Here is an 18,186-nt window from a genome sequence, read left to right on the forward strand (position 1 = left end):
ATTGTGCCTGATCCGTACTTCAGATGAAACGCTGTTTTTTACCTTATTGCTGTAAGTATAGTCAATCAGCGTTTACATACTGACCGACCGGCGCGTCATCCGCAGCGGAGGTTACTCTTGTTTGACCTCGATTTTTTCCTTCTGGTTCACTGCCGACCAGAAAACGAGGCGTTCTTCGGCCATCCTTACCAGCCTTTCGCATGGGGCAAAGCGTTCCCCATATTGGGCGGCAAGACGTTGCAGCGTCGCCACCACTTCCCCCGCGCCGAGCGTATCCATATAGCGGAACGGGCCGCCGAGAAACGGCGGAAAGCCGATGCCAAACACGCCGCCGATATCGCCATCGCGCGGCGAGCGCACAACCCCTTCGTCCAGACAGCGCGCCGCTTCGTTAAGCATCATCATGACGCAGCGCTCGGCGATTTGCGCCCCGGTAAGCCGGTTGACGGGCTTAACGCCGGTCAGCGCGTAGATCGCCGGGTCTGGCTGTTTTTTGCTTTTACGCCCTTTCCCTGGATAAAGATAGAAACCCCGGCCATTTTTTCTGCCTTTGCGATCGTCCTTCAATATTGCTGCAACGGCTTCATGCGGCGCGCTGAAACGGGAGCCGTACGCCTGCTCCAGCACCGGAATAATTTTAGTGCCTACGTCTATGCCCACCTCATCCAAAAGTTGGATTGGACCTACCGGGAAGCCAAATTTCACCAGCGCTTCATCAATATGTTCAATGCTCTCCCCTTCCATCAGGCAGCGCATCGCCTCATTCATATAGGGCGCAAGGATACGGTTGACGTAAAACCCGGCGCAGTCCGCCACCACGATCGGCGTTTTGCCCTGTTTTTTGGCAAGCTGCACGGTAGTGGCGATGGTTTGCGCGCTGGTGCCAGCATGGGGAATCACCTCCACCAGCGGCATTTTGTCGACGGGGCTGAAATAGTGCAGGCCGATAACCTGCTCAGGACGCGCCGCGTTCGCTGCGATATCGCCAATCGGCAGTGAAGAGGTATTTGAGGCAAAAATGGTCTGCGGCGCGGCGTGCTGTTCCACCTCCGCCACCATCTTTTGCTTAAGGGCCAGGTCTTCAAACACCGCTTCGACAACAATGTCGCGATTATGAAAGCCCCGGTAGTCCGTGGCGCCGGAAATCAGCGCCATCTGGCTGTCGCGCTCTGTGGGTTTGATATGGCGTCGGCGCACCTTTTTCTCAAGCAAATCCCAGCTGTATTTCAGCGCATGGTTAATGCCCTTTTCGTTGATATCTTTGATGCGAACCGGCAGTTTGCCTTTACTGGCGGTAACATAAGCGATACCGCCGCCCATCAGGCCGCCCCCCAGAATGCCAACCGCCCGCAAAGGTTGCGGCTGCGCCTCGCTGCCGGTCTCTTTTTTCAGCTCGGTGCTGGCGAAGAAAATACCGCGCAGCGCCGCCGAATGCGGGGTCATCGCCAGCTCGCCGAAGGCTTTTGCTTCGGCGTCGTAGCCGCTCGCGCTCCCCTGCTCAAGCCCTGTGCGGATAATGTCGATAATGCGTTGCGCCGCCGGATAGTTGCCGTGCGTTTTCTGCCCGGTTTGCTTCGACACCATTTTGAACAGCAGCGCGCGGCCAAGCGGGCCGGCGAGCACACGCTCGCGCACCGGCAAACGCCGCTCGCTTGCGCGCCCTTTTTTCACCAACGCCACGGCGGCTTCCAGCAAAATAGAAGAAGGAACGACATCGTCCACTAACCCCGCCTTCAGCGCCTGGCGCGGGCGCAACTGTTTACCGGTGAGGATCATCTCAAGCGCAGTGCTGACGCCAACCCGCCGCGGCAAACGCTGGGTGCCGCCGGAGCCGGGCAACAGCCCCAGTTGGACCTCCGGCAAGCCCAGCATGGTTTTCGGCGAATCCGTACAGACGCGGCGATGGCAGGCGAGCGCAAGCTCCAGCCCACCGCCCAGGCAAGGCCCGTGGATAGCCGCCACCACCGGAACAGGCAGCCCATGAATATCGGCCATGATCTGCTGCCCCTGGCGCGCCAGCTGTTCCGCTTCCTGCGCCGTTTTGCACGCCGCGATCATGTTGATATCGGCGCCGGCGATAAAGTTGTCCGGCTTGCCGGAAATAAACACGACTCCTTCCAGCGCTTTGTTATCACGGATTTGCCGGAGAATGGCGCGCACCTGCGGGCCAAATTCCGCTTTCAGGGTATTCATTTTTTCATCCGGCACGTCGATGGTGACCACCGCAATATTGTCCGGGCGAACATGCAGATAAAACGCGGATGTCGATTCCATTATTCGGCCTCCAGCACCATGGCCGCGCCAAGGCCGCCTGCCGCGCAGGCGGTCACCAGGCCAAAGCCTCCGCCGCGTCGGCGCAGTTCGTTTAAGGTTTGGGTAATCATGCGCGCGCCGGTTGCGGCAAAAGGATGCCCATAAGCGATGGATCCGCCCAGCACGTTAAATTTTGTTTCGTCCACTTCGCCGGTCGCACGGTCGCGCCCGAGCACTTCCCGGGCGAAGCGGTCGCTTGCCAGCATTTTCAGATTAGTGAGCGTTTGCGAGGCGAAAGCCTCATGCATATCAAACAGCGTAATGTCGTTAAGCGTAAGCCCGGCGCGTTCCAGCGCCAGCGGCGTCGACCAGGCGGGGCCGAGCAGCATATCTTCCCACACATCGACCGCCGTAAAGGCATAGCTTCGCAAATAGCCCAGCGGCTGAAGCCCCAGCTCTTTTGCGCGGGATTCGGTCATGAGGATTATCGCCGCAGCGCCGTCGGTAAGCGGCGTGCTGTTGGCCGCGGTTACGGTGCCATGCTTGCGGTCAAAAGCCGGCCGCAGTTTCGCGTAGTCGGCTATCGTTGAGCTTTTACGGATGTTGTTATCTTCGCTGAAAGGATCGCGGTAAGGCGGCACATAGGCCGTCATCACTTCCTGCGCCAGCTTGCCCTCTTCCCAGGCTTTTGCGGCCAACTGGTGAGAACGGTGCGCCAGCGCATCCTGCTGCTCGCGGGTAATGCCATGGGTTTTCGCCATCTGCTCGGCGGTGTCGCCCATTCGCAGGCCGGTGGAGTACTCCGCCACCGCAGGCGGCACGGGCAGTAAATCGCGCATTTTCAGACGTGAGAAAAGTTTAAGCCGCTGGCTCAGGGTACGCGCTTTATTCGCATCCACCAGCGTGCGCGCAAGCGTTTTGCTTACGCCAATCGGCAGCACAGAAGAGGAGTCCGCCCCGCCAGCAATGCCAGCGCGGATGGTGCCCGCCAGCAGGCTTTCCGCTACGTTCGCCACCGCCTGAAAGCTCGTCGCGCAGGCGCGGCTCACGCTGTAGGCATCGGTATGCACGTTCATTCCGGTGCCCAGGACGATTTCACGGGCGATGTTGGGCGCCTCGGGCATCTGTACAACCTGGCCGAACACCAGTTGCTCGATCACCTCTGGCGCAATTTCGCTGCGGGCCAGCAGCTCGCCAACCACCATCTTGCCGAGATCGACCGCCGGCACGCCGTGAAAGGCGGTAGCCTGCCGGGCGAAAGGGGTGCGTAACCCACTGATAATAGCAATACGATCGCCCTGTCGGGTGACCAGCGGTAATGGCTGACTCATAACATTCCCCTGTAAAAGCTTCAAAGCGCAAAAGTGGTCTGACCTGATAACATTCTTAACCAAAAATTTACATTGAGCCAATCAGGGAGAGGAAAAAGTGCGAGGCAAAACACGAATTAAGCGGTAAAGGAAAACGCCTTCCCGCTAAAAGGAAGGCGTTTTTTTAAAGGAAGGATTAACGCAGGCCGAGCTGGAAGATCATGGTTTCCGCCTGGCAGGCGAACACAAAATCGATATCTAACTGTACGCCGCCGTTCACTTCGCTAAAGCGCGGCGTTATCTGGCACGGTTCTGATTCAACTTCGCGGGCTTTGGCCGTCAGGGCCGCCAGGGTTTCTTCGGCTTCGCTGCGGCTGGCAAATACGCGGCTGTAAGAGGCGGTACAATCGGTGTTATCCATGATGGTACCCACATCAATACAGCAACAAACCGGGGTTTCATCAGCACTGCATTTGCTCATTGTGATTTCCTCTTTAATAACGCAAAAACGATGCGGTTATTTTACGCTCCCGGACGTACCCCCTCTACCTTAACTTTCTCTAAGCGGCGTTAAGTGACCGAAATCACACTTAAAAATGATCTAAAACAAAAATCACCCAACATGATGATCGACGCCGCTTCGAATTTTGCTGACGGGATCGCGTTTCGAAGATCACAATTGAAAAATCTTATAAACATACTTGCAACATATCTGCTGGTCGGACCTATACTCTCGCCACTGGTCTGATTTGTAAGCCGTACCTCAGACCCTACACTTCGCGCTCCTGTTACCTTAGGTAACATTATTTAAAAATAATAAATGGATGAGGTTATGGTCATGAGCCAGAAAACCCTGTTTACCAAATCTGCTCTCGCGGTCGCAGTGGCAATCGTCTCTTCTCAAGCCTGGTCTGCAGGTTTCCAGCTAAACGAATTTTCTTCCTCTGGCCTGGGCCGCGCCTATTCAGGGGAAGGCGCTATCGCCGACGATGCGGGCAACGTAAGCCGCAACCCGGCGCTGATTACGATGTTCGACCGCCCGACCTTCTCCGGCGGCGCCATTTTCGTCGACCCGGACGTTAACGTTTCGGGCCGTTCAACAACCGGCCGCAGCCTTGACGCCGATAACATCGCGCCGACCGCCTGGGTGCCGAACCTGCATTTTGTAGCGCCGATCAACGAGCAATTTGGCTGGGGGGCTTCTGTTACCTCTAACTACGGCCTGGCGACGGAATATAACGACAGCTATACCGCGGGCTCCGTGGGCGGCAAAACCGATCTCGAAACCATTAACCTCAACCTGAGCGGCGCTTATCGCCTGGATAACCACTGGAGCTTCGGCGTAGGCTTCGACGCGGTTTACGCTCGCGCGAAGATTGAACGTTACGCAGGCGACCTGCCGCAGATCATCGCAGGCGGTATCCCGTCGCTGGTGCGCGCGGGCCGTCTGACGCCGCAACAGGCGCAGGCTATCGGCGCGCAGGCGGGCGGCATTAACGCCGACACGCAGATTGCCTACCTGAAAGGCGATGAGTGGGGCTTCGGCTGGAACGCGGGGATCCTTTATGAAGTGGATAAAGATAACCGCTACGGCTTTACTTACCGCTCAGAAGTGAAAATCGACTTTGACGGCGACTATAAAAGCAGCCTGCCTGCCGCTATCAACCCCATCAACGCCGCGCTCGGTCTTGGCTTACCTTATGGCACCGGCGGCAGCACCACGGGCGGTTCTCTGACGCTCAACTTGCCTGAAATGTGGGAAATCTCCGGCTATAACAAAGTGGCGCCGCAGTGGGCCGTGCACTATAGCCTGACCTACACCAGCTGGAGCCAGTTCGAAGAGCTGAAAGCGACCAACAGCAACGGCCAGACGCTGTTCCAGAAGGAAGAGAACTTCCGGGACGCTTACCGCATCGCGCTGGGCACCACCTATTATATGGACGACAGCTGGACCTTCCGTACCGGTATCGCGTTTGACGATAGCCCGGTGCCGGCAAATAACCGCTCTATCTCCATCCCGGACCAGGATCGTCTCTGGCTGAGCGCAGGCGCAACGTATGCCTTTAATAAAGATGCGTCTGTGGATGCGGGCGTTTCTTATATGCACGGTCAGCACGTGGAATTCACCGAAGGCCCTTACACCTTCAAATCTGAAGGGAAAGCCTGGCTGTACGGCGTGAACTTCAATTACGCGTTCTGATAGCGACGTCGTGATCAAAAAGGCGGGCCAGCGGCCCGCCTTTTTTTCGCCCGGCCCGGTAAGGCTTCCATAAAAAAGGCGAACCCTGGGTCCGCCTTTTTTCTCGCCCTGCTCGCTTTACTCGGCGTCTATCTCTTTCAAATCGTCCTGAATCGCCTGCGCGTTCGGGTTTTCTTCCGGCTTAAGCTTGCCGCCGTTGGCGATAAAGTCGTGGCGCTGGAAGTAAGCTTCACGCACCAGAATATAAGGGTCGGAAGACTGGCGCAGCAGGCCGTCGGAATCCAGAAGCTGGGCGCGGGTTTCAACGCCTTCCACCGCCCATTTCCCTACCGACAGCGGCCAGGTGAGCCAGGAAAGCACCGGATACAGCGTATCCACCGCGTCGCCGCCATCTTCACGCAGCGTAAAGCTGCCATAGAAAGGCAGTTGCAGATAAGGGCCGTAGCCTACGCCGTAATGACCGAGCGTGCTGCCGAAACGGTGCGGCTCTTCACGCGCCAGTTTCGGGTTCGCCATCCCTGCCACATCGATCAAGCCGCCCATGCCGAGCAGGGTGTTGAGGAAAAAGCGGGTGAAGTGAACCATACCCTGATAAGGGTTGCCCTGGAGGAAATAGTTCACCATAACGGCGGGCTCTTCCAGGTTGCCGGTGAAGTTGCTCAGCCCGTTGCGCGCAGGCTGCGGCACGTAATCACGCCATGCGACGGCTACCGGACGCAGCACATAAGGATCCACCACATTGAAGTTGAAATTATACATGGTGCGGTTGAACCCTTCGAACGGGTCCGAACGTCCCTGCTCCGTTTGCGAAGAGCTGGCGCAGCCCACCAGCAGCGTGGCGGCCAGAGCAAGCCCGGTCAGGCGAAATTTCATCTCAGTCTCCCTGTCAAAAGTCGTCGCGCTCAGGGTAGAGGCTGCGAAACCTCAACTTCCACTGGCGTGGAAGGATTGAACTGAATCAGCCCGCTCTGGCCTGTCCAGTCCCCCGTCTGCGGTGCGGGCGTGCCCGCCTGCGAAATATGCACTTTAATAATTCCCTGACGCACCGAGGAAAGCAGCCTGTCCGGCATCATGGCATTGGTATCGTCAAGAGTAAGTGTTAGCGGAAAATGGCCCAGCGGCAATTTTTTTGCTGCAACCGGCACATTTGAAACGCCATCAGTAACGGAAACAAAGACTATCCCCTTCTCGGGCAAGGCTTTTTCCGCCTGCGGCGACAGCGTGATTTTAACAGCCACTTTCGCGTTGTCCATGCCGCTTTCCACTTTCGCTTGCGCAATGCTGCGGGCCACTACCGTGCGCCGCTCATCGTCGGCGGGCAGCAAACGCAGCAAGATTTGCCATGCGCCAATCGCTTCTTTATAGCGTTGCTGTTCAAAAGCGCTGAAGGCGAGCAGGCTGAGCGCGCGAATATTGGCGTGCTGTTTGGAAAGCACATCCCGCAGCAGCGCTTCGCCCTGCTGGTTATCTTGCGGGTCCGACGAACGGGTCAGCACTTCGGCGTAGTCGAGCTTCGCATCGAGGTTATCCGGCGCCAGCCGCCAGGCGCGCTCAAAGGCCTGGGTGGCCGTAGAGGCGTTGTTCAGCACCATGCCGATACGCCCAAGCATCAGCCAGCCTTCGGCGTTTTGCGGGTCGTCCTGTAGCCGGGTGCGCAACCCAAGCCCCAGGCGCGCCATCTCTTCCATGCTTAGCGGTTTTGCATCCGGGTCCATCACCCGCTGGATAAGCGCTGGCGTTTGCTGCGTTACCTGCTGCCATTCCAGCACATGAGAAAGGCTTGAGGTCTTGATGAACGCGCCGATACTGACGACCGCCAGCAGCAGCACGCCTGGCAGAAGCGCGCGGCGGCCGAAGGGGCGATGTTTAGCAGGCTGCTGGTCGGGAATATCCGCAAGCAAACTCTGTTGCAGCTCCACGACCATTTCTTCGCGCCCGGGGATTTTTTCCTCTTCCAGCTCGCGCAGGCGCGAACGGTAAAAGGCCCGGTTCAGCGCGTCGCGGTCCGCTGCCGACCGGCCAGCCCACGGAAAAAAGAGCAGCGCCGAAACGGCCAACAGTAAAACAACGATGACGGTAATCAACAACGTCATGGACGGTTCCCTTTTTCATCAAGCAGCTTTTCCAGCCGCTGGCGTTCCGCTTCGGTCAACGCGCCCTGCGCTGCGCGCTTGCGGCTGCGGCGAACAATCACTACCGCGCCGCCAACAACAAACAAGGCGGGCAGCAGCCAGAGAATGAGGGTGCCCGGCGTTACCGGCGGTTCATAAGTCACAAAATGGCCGTAGCGCGCCACCATGTAATCGATAATTTGCTGTTTACTCTGCCCCTGCTGCATTAACTCATACACTTTCTGGCGCATGTCGGCGGCAATCATGGCGTTAGAGTCGGCAATGCTGTTGTTCTGGCATTTCGGGCAGCGCAGTTGTTCAGTGAGCTGGCGAAATTGCTGCTCCTGCGCCTCATCTTTAAACTGATACGCATCGATGGCGCCCCAGGCGCTCAGGCTAAGCAGCAAGCCGGCAAACAGCGCGAGAATGCGGTTCATGCGCCCGCCCCTTTGCTGTATTTTTCCCACAGCGGTTTTAACTCGTTTTGCCAGACGTTCTCGTTGAGATCGCCTGCGTGGCGGTAGCGGATGATGCCGTTGCCGTCGATAAGAAAAGTCTCCGGCGCGCCGTAAACCCCGAGATCCAGCCCCAGCATGCCGTCGCCGTCATAAAGGCTCAGCGCGTAAGGATTTCCCAGTTCATTAAGCCAGTTCACCGCCTTGCGGCGATCGTCTTTATAGTTCATGCCCACCACACGCACGCCCTGCGCGGCAAGGCCGTTTAAGAACTGATGTTCGGCGCGGCAGGTTGGACACCAGGTCGCCCAGACGTTCAGCAGCAGCGGCTTGCCCTGCGTCAACACAGCCTGGTCATAAACCTTGCCCGGCTCGTTCAGCGCTTCCAGGCGAAACACCGGCACCGGCTTGCCAATTAAGGCAGATTCAAGCGTGGTCGGGTCATCGCCGCCCGCGTTGCGCACCAGTTGCCAGAGCAGCGCGCCCGCCAGCAGCAGAAAGAGAACCAGCGGGATAAACAGCACCTTGCGCTTCATTGCGCCTCCTTCAGCGTTTTACGCAGACGGTAGCGCGGGTCGAGCATACAGAGCAGACCGCCCAGCGCCATTAACACCCCGCCGTACCAGATCCAGCGAACAAAAGGTTTGTAATAAAGCCGCACGGCCCAGCTGCCGTCATCCAGCTCTTCACCAAGCGCGGCGTAGAGGTCGCGCGTTAATCCGCCGTCAATAGCGGCCTCGGTCATCATCATCCGGCTGCTGTTGTAGTAGCGTTTTTCCGCATGCAGCGTGGCCTCCGGCTTGCCGTTGCGGGTGACGTCGATAATCCCTACGCCGCCGCGCCAGTTAGGGCCAGAGGCGTCATGCACGTCGCGAAAAACAAAGTGGTACTGGTGAATATCAATGCTATCTCCCGACTTCATGCGCACGTCGCGCTCAACGCTGTAGTTCTGGCTGAAAGCAATGCCGACCACGGTTACCGCCACGCCAACATGTCCAAGCACCATGCCCCAGTGGCTGCGCGAAAGCGTGGTCAGGCCGCGCCAGAAACCGTGGCGATGGGTGGCGCGCTCATGCAGTTCCATCAGCGCCAGCACAAATACCCAGCCCGCCATCAGCAGCCCCACCACCGTCATCGCTTCTATACGATCCTGCATCAGCCAGGGCAACAGCAGGGAAAAAGCGACAGTAACAACCAGCGCCACCGCCAGCCGTTTCGCCAGCTTTTGCGGCTCGTCACGGCGCCAGCGCACCAGCGGCCCGATGCCGAGCAGCAGCGCGAACGGCGCCATTAGCGCGCTAAAGAGCGTATTAAAGAACGGCTCGCCGATGGAAATGCTGCCCAGCCCCAGTTGCTTATGCACCAGCGGCAGCAGCGTGCCGAGCAGCACCACCAGCATGGCGGCGACCAACAGCACGTTGTTGCCCAGCAGAAAAGACTCGCGCGACCAGAGTTCGTTGCTCACCCGCGCCCGCACCTGCCCGCCTTTAACGGCATACAGCAGCAGCGAGCCGCCGATAACAATCACCAGCAACGCCAGAATGAACATGCCGCGCGCCGGATCGGAGGCAAACGAGTGAACCGAGACCAGCACGCCGGAACGCACCAGGAAAGTACCCAACAGACAAAGGGAAAAAGCGGTAATGGCGAGCAACACCGTCCAGGCGCGGAAACTGCCGCGCTTTTCAGTGACCGCCAGCGAATGCATCAGCGCCGTGCCGGCAAGCCACGGCATAAACGACGCGTTTTCCACCGGGTCCCAGAACCACCAGCCGCCCCAGCCGAGCTCGTAATAAGCCCAGGCGGAACCGAGCACGATGCCGATGGTGAGAAAAACCCACGCCGCCTGCGTCCAGGGGCGCGACCAGCGCGCCCAGGCGGTATCCAGCCTGCCCGCCATCAGCGAAGCGATAGCAAAGGCGAAAGCGACCGAGAAGCCGACATAACCCATATAAAGGAGAGGCGGATGAAAAATCAGGCCGATATCCTGCAACAGCGGGTTTAAGTCGCGCCCGTCGATGGGGAAATCGGGCAGCGTGCGGGTAAACGGGTTAGAGGTGAAAAGGATAAACAGCAAAAAGCCGCAAGCTATCATCCCCATCACCGAAAGCACGCGGGCAACCGCATCCTGCGGCATGCCGCGGCTGAAAATCGCCACCGCGAAGGTCCAGCCGCTCAGCAGCAGCACCCAGAGCAGCAGCGAGCCTTCATGCGCCCCCCAGGTCGCCGCCACGCGATACCAAACCGGCAGCTCGCGGTTAGAGTTGTTGACCACGTACTGCACGGTAAAATCGTTCACCACAAACGCGTGCACAAGCACAAGGAACGACCCCAGAATGCTGAAAAAGAGCAGCCAGGCGAGCGGTCGCGCCAGCGCCATCAGCCGCGTGTCCTGGCGTATGGCGCCCAACAGCGGGTAAACACTGAGCAACAGCGCGATGCCGAGCGCAAGGCAGAGCAGATAGTTGCCAATCTCCGGCATCATGAGTGGTTATCCTTATAGGCTTCTGGCGGGCGCTTGTGGTTCTCCTGCATCGCCGCTTTTATTTCCGGCGGCGTGTAGTTTTCATCGTGTTTAGCCAGCACCTCTTTCGCCGCGACCAGGTTGCCATCCTCCAGCACGCCCTGCGCCACGACGCCCTGACCTTCGCGAAAGAGATCGGGCAGGATGCCGGTGTAGCTGACGTCTACCACGCCGCGGGCGTCGTAGAGCTTAAAGTGCACTTCGAGCGTTTTATTGTCGCGCTGCACGCTGCCCGGCATCACCATGCCGCCGACGCGCAGCCGCTGCCCCGGCTCAGGTTTTTCCTGCGTTTCGCCTTTGCCGTAGAGGATTTCGCCAGGCGTATAGAAGAGATCGATATTGGAGCGCAGCGCATAAAGCACCAGCGCGATAGTAAGCCCTAACCCCATAAGTACGGCGACGGCGAGATAAAGGCGGTTTTTACGACGAGCGTTCACTTATGCTTCCTTAATATTGGTCTGCCGCGCCGCCCTGATGCGACGTTCCCGCGCCTGCTGTCGGCGCACCTGCGCCAACAAGTTTCGGCGCTGCCAGAGGGTATGCCCTGCCAGCAGCGCAAGCGTTGCGATCGTAACCCCGACCGCCAGCCAGACGTAAAAGGCGTATCCGCCCATGGCGAAAAAATCGCTCCAGCTGTTGAATGCCGCTTTCATCGGGCTTCTCCTTTACGGCTGGCGAGCGCCGCGACCCATGGACGGCGGCGCTCCTGAATAAGAATGAGATTGCGCAGCCGCATCAGCGTCAGCGTGACGAAAAGCGCCAGAAAACCGAAGATGGTCCAGCGCAACGGCGTGCGCATGGAGGGGTCGATGGTTTGCTGCATATTGGTGGAGCCCTGATGCAGCGTGTTCCACCACTCCACCGAGTAGTGGATGATGGGCAGGTTAACCACCCCGACCAGAACCAGAATACCCGCTGCGCGCCCGGCCAGCCGACGGTCGTCAAAGGCGTTATAAAGCGCGATGACCCCAACGTATAAGAAGAGCAGCACCAGTTCAGAAGTCAGGCGCGCATCCCAGATCCACCAGGTTCCCCACATCGGCTTGCCCCAGGCGGAGCCGGTCACCAGCGCGATAACGGTATAGGCCGCGCCGACAGGCGCCATCGCGGCGGCGACCAGGTCCGACATTTTCATCTGCCAGACCAGGCCGATAAACGCCGCTATCGCCATCGAGGCGTAAATACCCATCGACCACATGGCCGCCGGCACGTGCAGATACATAATGCGGTAGCTCTGCCCTTGCTGGTAATCCGCCGGGGCGTAGACAAAGCCCCAGACGCAGCCGACAGTCAGCAGCGCCAGGCTTAGCAACGCAAGCCACGGGATAAAACGGCCGCAGAGCGTATACAGCCGCTCCGGTTTAGCCAGTTGATGTAACGCTTTCCACATGGTTATCGCTCACAAAACAAAAATGCCCGCTTCGGGCTGTTGTTATTGAATACTTATTCGCAGCGCCGCGGCGGTGGCAAACGGGCTTAAAGTCATGCTGGCCGCCAGAAACGCGCCGAGGATCGCCAGATAGCCGTTAACCGCAAGATGCATTGCCGCCGCCTCTACCGCCGCGGTGGCGAAAATAAGCAACGGCACCGTAAGCGGCAGCACCAGCAGGCTCAGCAGCACGCCGCCGCGCCGCAATCCTACCGTCAGCCCAACGCCTGTCGCGCCAAGAAAACTGAGCGTCGGGGTGCCTAACAGCAGGGTTAACGCCAGCGTCACCGCGCTTCGCAAGTCAAGCCCCAGCAATAATGCCGCCAGCGGCGAGAGCACGATAAGCGGCAGGCCGGTAACCACCCAGTGAGCGGTCACTTTCGCCACCACCATTGCCGGTAGCGGCAAAGGCAGCAGCATAAGCTGTTCCAGCGAGCCATCCTGCCAGTCATCGCGAAACAGTCGCTCCATCGCCAGCAGCGAAGAGAGCAGCGCCGCCACCCAGACCACGCCCGGCGCGATGCGCGCCAGCATCTGCGGCTCGGGGCCAATGCCCAGCGGAAAAAGGGTGATGACGATAAGGAAGAACCACAGCGGGTTGATGATTTCCGCCCCTTTGCGCAGCGCAAGGCGAAGCTCGCGTTTGAAGATCTGCCACATCATGCCGCCACCTCTGGCGCATTAAGCGTAATACAGCGTAGCGGACAGCTCACGGCGCGCAAGGGTTGATGCGTTGTAAGGATTATCGCGCCGCCGCAGGCAGCGTGGCGCTCAAGGCGCTGCGTCAGCATTTCTATGCCGGTAACGTCAAGCGCGGTGAAAGGCTCATCCAGCACCCACAGCGCCGCTTCGCTCAGCCACAGGCGGGCGAGCGCCACGCGACGCTGCTGACCGGCGGAGAGCTGCGCCACCGGCACATCTTCATACCCGACCAGCCCAACGGCGGCAAGCGCCGCCCAGCGTGAGGCCTGCGCCTGGCGCGGGTGATAAAAGCGGAGATTTTCATCGGCGGTAAGCGCCGCCTTAACGCCGGGCTGGTGCCCGAGCCAGAGAAGCTGTTGGTGAAAGGTTTCGCGCTGGCGGCTGATGGTTTCGCCCTGCCAGCAAACGCGCCCCGCTTCGGCGGCGGCCAGGCCGGTAAGGATACGCAGCAGCGAGGTTTTCCCCGCTCCGTTGGCGCCTGCGATTTGCACTATCTCACCGGGCTGAACGGTCAGGCTCAGCGATTCAAACAGAACGCGTTCGTCACGAACGCAGGTGAGATGGTGTGCTTCCAGCATGGGCGCGCGGCTCCTTCTTTTACAGGGGAGCCGCATGATAGCACAGCTGCGCCGCCGCCCTGAACCGCACAGCGGCGGCGGGAAGTACTTCAAAAGGCGTAATCTTCGTTTCGGGATCAATAATCGTCTGAATTTTCGGACATCTGCGGGAAAAACGCATAAAAGCGCTACGCTTAGTGATAGCGATATTTTCTCTGGAGAGCTCTTATGGACAAAATTGGCGAAGATAAAATCAACGAATCCAGTGACGAACTGGAAGTGGAAAGCGAAGAGAAAGAGAGCGGCGAAGAGATAGAGCTTGATGAAGAAGAACTGCCTTCGCGGGCGATGGCTATCCACGAACATATTCGCCAGGACGGGGAGAAAGAGCTCGAGCGCGACGCGATGGCGCTGTTGTGGTCCGCCGTGGCCGCCGGGCTTTCAATGGGCGCTTCGCTGCTGGCGAAAGGGATTTTTCATGTGCATCTGGAAGGCATTCCCGGCGGTTTTTTGCTGGAAAGCCTGGGTTATACCTTCGGCTTTATTATCGTCATCATGGCGCGCCAGCAATTGTTTACGGAGAACACCGTAACGGCGGTGTTGCCGGTGATGCACAAACCCTCCAGCACCAACTTTAAGCTGCTGTTCCGCCTGTGGGGCGTGGTGCTGTTCGGTAACCTTATCGGCACCGGGCTTGCGGCGCTGGCGTTTGAATTTATGCCTATTTTCGATGAGGCGACGCGCGACGCTTTCGTCACTATCGGCATGGAAGTGATGCACAACACGCCGGGCGAAATGTTCGCGAACGCGATTATCTCCGGCTGGATCATTGCCACCATGGTGTGGATGTTCCCGGCGGCGGGCGCCGCGAAGATTCTGGTCATCATTCTGATGACCTGGCTGATTGCCCTTGGCAACACCACGCACATCGTGGTGGGCACGGTGGAAATTCTCTATCTGGTGTTCAACGGCACCATCCACTGGAGCGAGTTTTTCTGGCCTTTCGCCCTGCCGACGCTTGCCGGCAATATCTGCGGCGGCACCTTTATTTTCGCCCTGTTAAGCCATGCGCAAATCCGCAACGATATGGCGACGCAGAAAAAAGAAAAGGCGAAAGCGCAGGAGAAAAGCGAGCGGGTCATCGCGCAAAAAGAGGAAGAGTCGCGGCGCGCGGCGCGTTGAACATTGGCGACAGAGTGAACAAACAGGCGGCGTAGCCCTTAACGCGCGGGTAAAAATCGGTATACTAACGCCGCCTCGTCCCCTTAGTTAAATGGATATAACGAGCCCCTCCTAAGGGCTAGTTGCAGGTTCGATTCCTGCAGGGGACGCCATTTTGCTTTTATCTGCTTTACTCTGCCCTTTCCTTTTACCGCATCAGAAAAATATTCGGACAACCTTTCAGGAAACCTGACGCCACGCCCGCTATATTTACCCCGTAACTCTGCGTACGCACGGAAGAAATATGATTGTTAACAGTATGGTTTATCGCCCGGGCGGCGATTTTGAAGTGATTAATGTCGAGGACATCAGCGACGCGATAAAGTCGCCGGATAACTTTGTCTGGCTCGGGCTGTGGCAGCCTGATCCGCCGTTTATGCAAAATATGCAGGCGGAGTTCGGCCTGCATGAACTGGCGATTGAAGATGCCTTAACGGCGCACCAGCGGCCTAAAATCGACCAGTACGGCGAGTCGATTTTTATCGTGGTTAAAACGGCTTATATGACTGAGGAAGGCCGGATAGACTTTGGCGAAACTCACTTTTTCGTCGGCAAAAACTACCTTATCTCCGTGCGTCACGGCCCCTCGCAAAGCTATGCGCCGGTGCGTATGCGCGCCCAGGAGCGCCCCGAGATGCTGGAAGAAGGCCCGGGCTACGCGCTCTATTGCCTGCTCGATTTTATCGTCGACCATTATCTGGAAATTACCGCCTCGCTTGGCGAACGCATTACGAAGCTTGAAGAAAGAATGTTTCGCAGCGAGTTTGATAAGCAGGCGATGCAGGATGTGTACACGCTGCGCCGACAGCTGCTGGAGATCCGCAACGCCGCGCTGCCCGTCAATGAAATCTGCAACCAGCTGATCCGCCTGCATGAAGATATTTTCCCTAAATCGCTGCGCCCTTATTTGCGGGACGTGCAGGACCATGCGCATCATGCAGTGATGGACGCAGAAAATATGCATGAAATGTTAACCAGCGCCATGCATGTCAACCTGGCGCTGGTCACTGTGCAACAAAACGAAGTGACCAAGCGGCTGGCGGGCTGGGGTGCTATTCTCGTCATCCCAACCATTGTATTTAGCATGTACGGCATGAATTTCGAGCATATGCCGGAAATACAATCGGCCTATGGCTACCCGGTGACCATCGGCGGTACGTTTCTTGCGTGCTATCTGCTTTATCGCAAGCTGAGAAAAACCGGCTGGCTCTGAGGTTAATGTTCGCCTGGCAAGATCGAGCGGTCGTTACGCGTGCCGGGCTGCGAAATTACAAGATATTCCGTATCCTGCGCCGCCTCGTTGCGTATCTGGTGGAGCGCGCCCGGGGCGACTTCAATTGATTCCCCCGGCTGCAAGGTAAAGCGGCGGCCGTTAAGCTCCATCGTCATTTCCCCGCTGATAACAAAAAAGCACTGCCGCGCCACCTCATGGTAGTGGCATTGCTCGCCTCGTCCGGGCGCCATTCGCTGGTGAATAATGCTTAAATCCTGCGCTTTAACCAGATGCCAGCCGTCGCAATCCCCTCCCCAGCGGTAATGTTCGGCGTTTGTTTTATTGATAACCATTATCTTTTGCTCAATTGGCTTAACAAATCGCTTACATTCACACAAAGTCCTGCGCCTGAGCAAGAGGATCGCAAAATATAATTACCTGCGGTGACTAACTTATTTATTAGCATTTTTAATGGGTTAGCGCAGGCAAGCAAAACGGTTAAATAATTATCTTCGCGAACCGGCACGCGCTTGTCTCCCCTGGAATTTAGGGGTAAATTAGCGCCCGCTGGCTATCCATAATCAACTTTTTTCGGAAAGCGGCAATCGGGGGCGGGAAAAATCCCAAAGTCATCCGGCTGCGGTTTTATCTCTCTATACTGAGACCTTGCGTAGAGTTTTTAAGCATACATTAGGGTATGCGGAGCGATGTAACGTGAAATATTTCTTTATGGGCGTATCGGTGATTTTGCTGTTGTGGGCCGGCACGTTTGCCCTGATGATTTAGCAGAACACCTGAGTGAAACAGGAGCCTTTCGGCTCCTGTTTTGTTTTATTCGGCGCTTTCGGCAGGCGTTTTACTGCTGGCGGGAAGCAGCCCGTCGGCGCGAAACATCGCTTTGATACCCCGCACGGCCTGGCGGATGCGATCCCGGTTTTCAATCAGCGCGAAACGCACATGCGTGTCGCCGTATTCACCAAACCCGATGCCTGGCGAAACGCACACTTTGGCGTCCTGCAACAGCTTTTTGGCAAACTCAAGCGAGCCCATCGCCGCATACTGTTGCGGAATTTTCGCCCAGACATACATTGAGGCTTTCGGACACTCAACCATCCAGCCTGCTTCGTGCAGCCCTTTTACCAGCACGTCACGGCGTCGCTTATACTGTTCGGCGATATCGCGCACGCACTGCTGATCCCCTTCCAGCGCGGCAATCGCGGCCACCTGCAACGGCGTAAACGTACCGTAATCGTGATAGCTTTTGATGCGCGCCAGCGCGCTGACCAGCTCCTGATTGCCCACCATAAAGCCGATGCGCCAGCCCGCCATGTTGTAGCTTTTCGACAGCGTGAAAAATTCCACCGCCACGTCGCGGGCGCCTGGCACCTGCATAATGGAAGGCGCTTTCCAGCCATCATAAACAATATCGGCGTAAGCCAGATCATGTACGACTAACACGTCATAGCGCTTAGCCAGCGCCACAACTTTCTCAAAGAATTCCAGTTCCACGCATTGCGCGGTAGGGTTTGAAGGAAAGCCCAGAATCATCATTTTGGGTTTCGGATAGCTTTCCCGGATAGCGCGTTCCAGCTCATTGAAGAAATCCACCCCTTCCACCAGCGGCACCGAGCGCACCTGCGCGCCGGCAATAACCGCGCCGTAAATATGAATGGGATAGCTGGGATTAGGCACCAGTACCGTATCGCCGTGATCGAGCGTGGCCAGCATCAGGTGCGCCAGCCCCTCTTTCGAACCGATAGTGACAATCGCTTCGCTTTCCGGGTCGATATCCACCTGATAACGCTCCTGATACCAGCGCGAAATAGCACGGCGCAGGCGCGGGATGCCGCGTGAGGTGGAATAGCCGTGCGTATCCGGGCGTTGCGCTACGGTACAGAGTTTTTCAACGATGTGCGGCGGCGTGGCGCCGTCGGGGTTGCCCATGCTGAAATCGATAATATCTTCGCCGCGCCGGCGCGCAGCCATTTTCAGTTCAGCAGTGATGTTAAAAACGTAAGGCGGAAGGCGATCGATACGCGAAAAACGGCGAGCAGAGCTGGAGTCAGCCATAGGTTCCTCAGATTAACGTTAGCGCCCGGACCGTCCGAGCGACGCCGCCACGGTTGTGGCATGTTTAGAAAATAGCCTGAAAAATTTTCTTCTGTCGAGAGGAAAAACAAAAAATTTTTATCGGCGAATAAAACAGGAACT

19 protein-coding genes and 1 tRNA gene are annotated in these 18,186 nt (G+C 57.7%); 5 read left to right on the forward strand and 15 right to left on the reverse strand.

Annotated features, from left to right (window positions below):
- Positions 1-111: 111 nt before the first annotated feature.
- The 3 genes from fadJ to DW56_RS13670 all read right to left on the reverse strand — a co-directional run bounded on the left by fadJ (position 112) and on the right by DW56_RS13670 (position 4,044).
- Positions 112-2,274 carry a fatty acid oxidation complex subunit alpha FadJ gene (gene fadJ / locus DW56_RS13660; protein WP_024554862.1) on the reverse strand — a complete coding sequence of 721 codons (2,163 nt, stop codon included), beginning with the start codon at positions 2,272-2,274 and terminating at the stop codon, positions 112-114.
- Positions 2,274-3,584, reverse strand: a complete 1,311-nt coding sequence (gene fadI, locus DW56_RS13665; protein ID WP_024561956.1) for an acetyl-CoA C-acyltransferase FadI — start codon at positions 3,582-3,584, stop codon at positions 2,274-2,276. The genes fadJ and fadI overlap by 1 nt, the downstream gene beginning before the upstream one ends.
- A 175-nt stretch (positions 3,585-3,759) precedes the next feature.
- Positions 3,760-4,044 (reverse strand): YfcZ/YiiS family protein, encoded by a 285-nt coding sequence (locus tag DW56_RS13670; protein WP_024552742.1) that lies wholly within the window; start codon positions 4,042-4,044, stop codon positions 3,760-3,762.
- Between the two features lie 357 nt (positions 4,045-4,401).
- Here DW56_RS13670 and fadL point away from each other — a divergent pair, with 357 nt between their 5' ends.
- Complete coding sequence (fadL, locus tag DW56_RS13675; RefSeq protein WP_035890067.1) at positions 4,402-5,763, forward strand: long-chain fatty acid transporter FadL; 1,362 nt, start codon at positions 4,402-4,404, stop codon at positions 5,761-5,763.
- 117 nt (positions 5,764-5,880) lie between these two features.
- On the opposite strand, the gene mlaA is transcribed toward fadL, so the two are convergent.
- From mlaA to ccmA, 10 genes are read right to left on the reverse strand one after another with little or no spacing between them, the layout of a single operon-like run.
- Positions 5,881-6,636, reverse strand: a complete 756-nt coding sequence (mlaA, locus tag DW56_RS13680) for a phospholipid-binding lipoprotein MlaA (RefSeq protein WP_024552744.1) — start codon at positions 6,634-6,636, stop codon at positions 5,881-5,883.
- Positions 6,637-6,665: 29 nt separating this feature from the next.
- A complete protein-coding gene (ccmI, locus tag DW56_RS13685) occupies positions 6,666-7,856 on the reverse strand; it encodes a c-type cytochrome biogenesis protein CcmI (RefSeq protein ID WP_024552745.1) in 1,191 nt (396 codons plus the stop codon).
- Positions 7,853-8,311 (reverse strand): cytochrome c-type biogenesis protein, encoded by a 459-nt coding sequence (locus DW56_RS13690; protein ID WP_024552746.1) that lies wholly within the window; start codon positions 8,309-8,311, stop codon positions 7,853-7,855. Before DW56_RS13690 ends, ccmI begins: the two co-directional genes overlap by 4 nt.
- On the reverse strand, positions 8,308-8,865 hold the full coding sequence (gene dsbE / locus DW56_RS13695) for a thiol:disulfide interchange protein DsbE (RefSeq protein WP_024552747.1): 558 nt from the start codon (positions 8,863-8,865) through the stop codon (positions 8,308-8,310). Before dsbE ends, DW56_RS13690 begins: the two co-directional genes overlap by 4 nt.
- Positions 8,862-10,814, reverse strand: a complete 1,953-nt coding sequence (locus DW56_RS13700) for a heme lyase CcmF/NrfE family subunit (protein ID WP_024552748.1) — start codon at positions 10,812-10,814, stop codon at positions 8,862-8,864. Before DW56_RS13700 ends, dsbE begins: the two co-directional genes overlap by 4 nt.
- A complete protein-coding gene (gene ccmE / locus DW56_RS13705) occupies positions 10,811-11,290 on the reverse strand; it encodes a cytochrome c maturation protein CcmE (RefSeq protein WP_024552749.1) in 480 nt (159 codons plus the stop codon). Before ccmE ends, DW56_RS13700 begins: the two co-directional genes overlap by 4 nt.
- Complete coding sequence (ccmD, locus tag DW56_RS13710) at positions 11,291-11,506, reverse strand: heme exporter protein CcmD (protein WP_024552750.1); 216 nt, start codon at positions 11,504-11,506, stop codon at positions 11,291-11,293.
- Positions 11,503-12,243 carry a heme ABC transporter permease gene (locus DW56_RS13715; protein ID WP_024552751.1) on the reverse strand — a complete coding sequence of 247 codons (741 nt, stop codon included), beginning with the start codon at positions 12,241-12,243 and terminating at the stop codon, positions 11,503-11,505. Before DW56_RS13715 ends, ccmD begins: the two co-directional genes overlap by 4 nt.
- A gap of 42 nt (positions 12,244-12,285) precedes the next feature.
- On the reverse strand, positions 12,286-12,945 hold the full coding sequence (gene ccmB / locus DW56_RS13720) for a heme exporter protein CcmB (RefSeq protein ID WP_024552752.1): 660 nt from the start codon (positions 12,943-12,945) through the stop codon (positions 12,286-12,288).
- Complete coding sequence (gene ccmA / locus DW56_RS13725; protein ID WP_024552753.1) at positions 12,942-13,562, reverse strand: cytochrome c biogenesis heme-transporting ATPase CcmA; 621 nt, start codon at positions 13,560-13,562, stop codon at positions 12,942-12,944. The genes ccmB and ccmA overlap by 4 nt, the downstream gene beginning before the upstream one ends.
- A gap of 207 nt (positions 13,563-13,769) precedes the next feature.
- On the opposite strand from ccmA, the gene DW56_RS13730 reads away from it, so the two are divergent.
- The 3 genes from DW56_RS13730 (at position 13,770) to DW56_RS13740 (ending at position 15,975) form a co-directional block, all read left to right on the forward strand.
- A complete protein-coding gene (locus DW56_RS13730; RefSeq protein ID WP_024552754.1) occupies positions 13,770-14,723 on the forward strand; it encodes a formate/nitrite transporter family protein in 954 nt (317 codons plus the stop codon).
- Positions 14,724-14,800: 77 nt separating this feature from the next.
- Positions 14,801-14,875 (forward strand) — tRNA-Arg (locus DW56_RS13735).
- 131 nt (positions 14,876-15,006) lie between these two features.
- Entirely contained in the window at positions 15,007-15,975 is a 969-nt protein-coding gene (locus tag DW56_RS13740; protein WP_024552755.1) for a magnesium and cobalt transport protein CorA, read from the forward strand.
- Between the two features lie 2 nt (positions 15,976-15,977).
- Here DW56_RS13740 and DW56_RS13745 read toward each other — a convergent pair whose 3' ends face one another.
- Positions 15,978-16,328 carry a cupin domain-containing protein gene (locus DW56_RS13745; RefSeq protein ID WP_024552756.1) on the reverse strand — a complete coding sequence of 117 codons (351 nt, stop codon included), beginning with the start codon at positions 16,326-16,328 and terminating at the stop codon, positions 15,978-15,980.
- A 376-nt stretch (positions 16,329-16,704) separates the two neighbouring features.
- Here DW56_RS13745 and ypdK point away from each other — a divergent pair, with 376 nt between their 5' ends.
- Positions 16,705-16,761: a membrane protein YpdK gene (ypdK, locus tag DW56_RS23175; protein ID WP_097566156.1), complete on the forward strand. Its 57-nt coding sequence runs from the start codon at positions 16,705-16,707 to the stop codon at positions 16,759-16,761.
- Positions 16,762-16,806: 45 nt separating this feature from the next.
- Here the strand turns inward: ypdK and alaC are convergent, their stop codons facing one another.
- Positions 16,807-18,045, reverse strand: coding sequence for an alanine transaminase (gene alaC / locus DW56_RS13750; protein ID WP_024552757.1), 1,239 nt, complete (start codon positions 18,043-18,045; stop codon positions 16,807-16,809).
- Positions 18,046-18,186 lie beyond the last annotated feature (141 nt).

Source organism: Franconibacter helveticus LMG 23732, from assembly GCF_000463115.2.
Classification (GTDB): Bacteria; Pseudomonadota; Gammaproteobacteria; order Enterobacterales; family Enterobacteriaceae; genus Franconibacter; species Franconibacter helveticus.